General features: G+C 56.6%; 4 protein-coding genes and 1 pseudogene. All 5 read right to left on the bottom strand.

Annotated elements, in window-relative coordinates; translation table 11 throughout:
* A partial coding sequence (locus BG35_RS0107785; RefSeq protein WP_025782380.1) for an SDR family oxidoreductase occupies positions 1–300 on the bottom strand: 300 nt, incomplete at its 3' end.
* 357 nt (positions 301–657) lie between these two features.
* Positions 658–1,566: pseudogene (locus BG35_RS10945) on the bottom strand (IS5 family transposase); the annotation flags it as partial.
* 314 nt (positions 1,567–1,880) lie between these two features.
* Complete coding sequence (locus tag BG35_RS13480; protein WP_152535230.1) at positions 1,881–2,630, bottom strand: hypothetical protein; 750 nt, start codon at positions 2,628–2,630, stop codon at positions 1,881–1,883.
* 111 nt (positions 2,631–2,741) lie between these two features.
* Positions 2,742–2,945 (bottom strand): NAD(P)H dehydrogenase subunit NdhS, encoded by a 204-nt coding sequence (locus BG35_RS0107775; RefSeq protein WP_034417880.1) that lies wholly within the window; start codon positions 2,943–2,945, stop codon positions 2,742–2,744.
* A gap of 29 nt (positions 2,946–2,974) precedes the next feature.
* On the bottom strand, positions 2,975–3,560 hold a 586-nt coding region (locus BG35_RS0107770), incomplete at its 5' end, for an ABC transporter ATP-binding protein (RefSeq protein ID WP_025782378.1).

Genomic DNA, 3,560 nt, shown 5'->3' with positions numbered 1-3,560 from the left:
ATTGGCAAAGGCGAGGCAGTGAACGAGGATGTCCAGTTGGCCCCACCGGCTCTCCAGTTGCTGGAACACCGTCTGCATCTGGTCCGGGTTCTGCACGTCCATGGGCAGAAACAGGCCGGGGTTGAGGGGCGCCGTCAACTCCCGCACCTTGGCCTCGAACCGCCCCTTCTCGTCCGGGAGATAGGTGACGCCCAGTTCCGCTCCGGCCAGGTGGAGTTGTTGGGCAATGCCCCAGGCGATGGAGCGGTTGTTGGCAATGCCGGTGACCAGGGCCTTCTTGCCGCTGAGATCCAGGAGCATGACAGCAAAGGAGCGTGTGGTGTTATTGTTGCTTAGTAGAGGCCCTTGGGGGGCTGGGCCATGGGTTTCTTGGCAAGGCTGTTCCTCGGGGGTGGATCAGCAGGCTCTCTCAGGCAAGGGAACAGCGGTTTCCGTGGTGCTCTCCACTGTGGCTGAATTGCCAGAACCAGTAGAGATTTGCAAATGAGATCAAAGCCAGCTTTCTTTGACGGTGTTCAGCAATGCGCTAAGGAACGTCTGAATTGGCCTGCAAAAGCGTGCCATACAGGATTGGGCAATGCCATAGGCGGGCTACGCCAGTCAGCACTGGACGAAGCTGGCCAAAACCGGCCAGGAACAGGCTCAATCCCATGGGACTCACACCAGGCAAGACTCCCCACGCAGCAGATTGGCAACTCCAAGCAGCAGCGCCAGCCGATTCTCGTTCTTCGCCAGGCCTCGGTACCGGGTCTTGTTATAGCCAAACATCTGCTTCACATAGAAGAATAGGTGTTCCACCTTGTCCCTCACACTGGCCTTGCATCCTTCCATCAGTCGTTCCAAGTGGTCTCTGGCCAATTTCCTGCGGTGGCCGCTCCTCTTGGCAATGTGCCAGGCCACTTGCCGCTCCTTATGCTCTTCCCGCTTCTCCATCCCCTGATACCCGGCATCTCCCCAGACACGCTCTGCCTCTCCCTGCAGCACCTCCTCTGACGGCGCCAGGTCATGCACCTTGGCAGCCGTCGCCACCAAGCTATGGGCCACACCTGTTTGATCATCCACGCCAATATGCAGCTTCATGCCGCAGCGCCACTGGTTCCCCTTCTTGGTTTGCTTCATCTCAGGATCACGTTCTCTTCCCCGGTGCTTCCTCGATGCAGCCGCTGCTATGCTGCTGGCAGCCATAATTGTTCCCTCCTTCAGGAGCAGACCCTCTGCCGTCAGATGCTCCTTGATGGTCTCAAACAGCACCTTCCCCAGTCCATGACGCTCCAACAGGTGGTGGAAGTTGCGGATCGTCGTCTCGTCCGGCGCCTTCTCCAGGCCCATGCCGCTACAGCGGCCCACCCTCTCAATCTCCTAGAGCCTGTCCTCCATAGCCGGATCGCTGAGGTTGTAGAAGAGTTGGACACAATGCATCCGCAGCATCCCTTCCAACGGGTAGGGTACTCTCTCCTTGCCACCAGCGGGGTAGTAGGGTCGAATCTTCTCCAACAGCTTCTCCCACGGTATCAGCACATCCAGCCGCTCCAGAAACTTCTCTCGCCCCGTCTTGCGCTTCTTGCTCTCCTACTCAAGGTCTGCAACGCTCCTCGCAATCCTCTCCATGCCAGTGGGCCTCCTGCCAGATCACAGTCTCTCACTCCATCCTGACACACACCCCATCTCTTGTTCAGAGATGCCCTAAATGACCGCAATCCCTAAAACTCCGTCTCACGTGAGGAAAATTGTTCCCTCGCAATCTCTTCAGCAAGCTTCTAAGCACACTTAATGAGACAGCAGACATTGGACAGGCGCTTGACCTATGTGGCCTTAATTGTCACGTTCAATAGATATTTCCTAGGAGAAGTTTAAAATGATACAACTGACTTGTGAACTGTTCAGCGGTTGACCTCTGCCGGTAAAGATGTAGGAGCAGGCGTATTCCTTTGCTCATTCCGTACTACAAACATAGAGAAAACAGAAAATGCTATAATAGAAAGAAGTAGTGACAGGACATTGAATGATTTGCTTTCTTTTGTTGGGGATTTTTTAAGCAATACAGAAGAGCGAGTAGCTAGTTCTGCCTTACAAAAATCATCGAGCAGACCATAGTTATCTTCTTGGAAAGCAAGTTCGACAGCCTCAAGACTCATGCCTCTAATTTTGATAGTTGCTTGTGTCCGACCCATTGCTGCAAGACTCCCGCAAATACTCGTTTGCGGAATTTCCCTTGTTGGAATCGGTTCGGGTTGTTGAACCGGATTGCGTGGATAGGCGAAATGTGAAGCCGACTCAGGCCGGTAGACAGATGGTGAAACAGGCCGTTCTATGGGATTAGGCTGCGGAACAGGTTTGGCCCGTGGAGCAGGTTTGGGGCGATAGACAGGCTTTGGAGTAAAGCGGAGAATAGGAGCAGGAGATGAAGCAGGCTTGGGCTGGTAGGCAGGAGGATACCAGCAGAAATCTTCAACAATCAGGCTGTGGGTTCTTTTTCCTTGTCCGTGCAAAAAACTGTTCACTCTGTGTTTGTCTAATCCCAGTCTTTTGGCAATCTCTCTTCCTTTGAGGCCAGGATTTTCGGCCACAAAGTTAACAATTCGTTTTTTAGTTTGCTCTGAGTAGGCAGAACCTGGAAGCTTGGGAGACATGGTGCAGGGTGAACAGTGAGTTTCCCCATGACGGCTTTCAAGACTGCTTGGCTGTCAGCAGGCTTTGTTGAAGCCCGCCGCCATGGCTACGGCAGCAGATGTTGCCCCAGCTTACCGACCTTGCAACTGGCTGAGTTCCAGGGTCACCAGCTTGTCCCAGTTGCCCCCTTCAAACAGCACCGCGGCGCGGCGGTCGCTGATGCGCTGCACAATGCCGGTGTAGCCCCGATAGATGGAGCAGGGATCCTGGACCGTCACCGCAGAGCCCGGCAGGATGGGGGTCACGGGATCGGGGCTGGGGGAAGGGGAAGGCATGGTTGCGCCATGATGGGTGGGTGCTCCCATCATGGCGCAACCAACGACCCTGGGGGCAACGGGGAAGTGGGGGTGGAGACCTCCTGAATGCGGCCGTCGGCAAAGTGGAGGATCTTCTCGGCCCGGGCGGCCACGTCGTGCTCATGGGTCACCAGGATCACGGTCATTCCCTCCTGGTGCAATTCGCCAAACAGGTCCATCACCTCGTTGCTGGTGGTGGAGTCCAGGGCGCCGGTGGGTTCGTCCGCCAGGAGCAGCACCGGGCGGTTGATGATGGCCCTGGCGATGGCCACCCGCTGCTGCTGCCCGCCACTCAGTTGATTGGGGCGGTTGCGGAGCCGTTCCCCCAGACCCACCCGCGCCAGGGCCGCTTCGGCCCGCTGCCGCTGCAGGTCTCGGGAAACACCGGCATAGGCCATGGGCAGCATCACGTTCTCCAGGGCGGTCAACTCCCGCAAGAGGTAGAACTGCTGGAACACAAAGCCCAGCTTCCGGTTGCGCAGGTCCGCCAACTGATCGTCACCCAGACCCGCGGTGAGGCAATTCTCCAGCCAGTACTCCCCACCACTGGGCTGATCCAGGCAGCCCAGGATGTTCATGGCGGTGGATTTGCCG

The organism is Candidatus Synechococcus spongiarum SH4, from assembly GCF_000586015.1.
In the GTDB taxonomy this organism is placed as follows: Bacteria; Cyanobacteriota; Cyanobacteriia; order PCC-6307; family Cyanobiaceae; genus Synechococcus_B; species Synechococcus_B spongiarum_F.
This window is presented reverse-complemented; position numbering and strand designations above follow the sequence as displayed.

Excerpts from the sequence above, each read along its gene's own strand:
- BG35_RS13480 (WP_152535230.1), bottom strand. The coding sequence starts at position 2,630 with ATGTCTCCCAAGCTTCCAGGTTCTGCCTACTCAGAGCAAACTAAAAAA.
- BG35_RS0107775 (WP_034417880.1), bottom strand. The coding sequence starts at position 2,945 with ATGCCTTCCCCTTCCCCCAGCCCCGATCCCGTGACCCCCATCCTGCCG.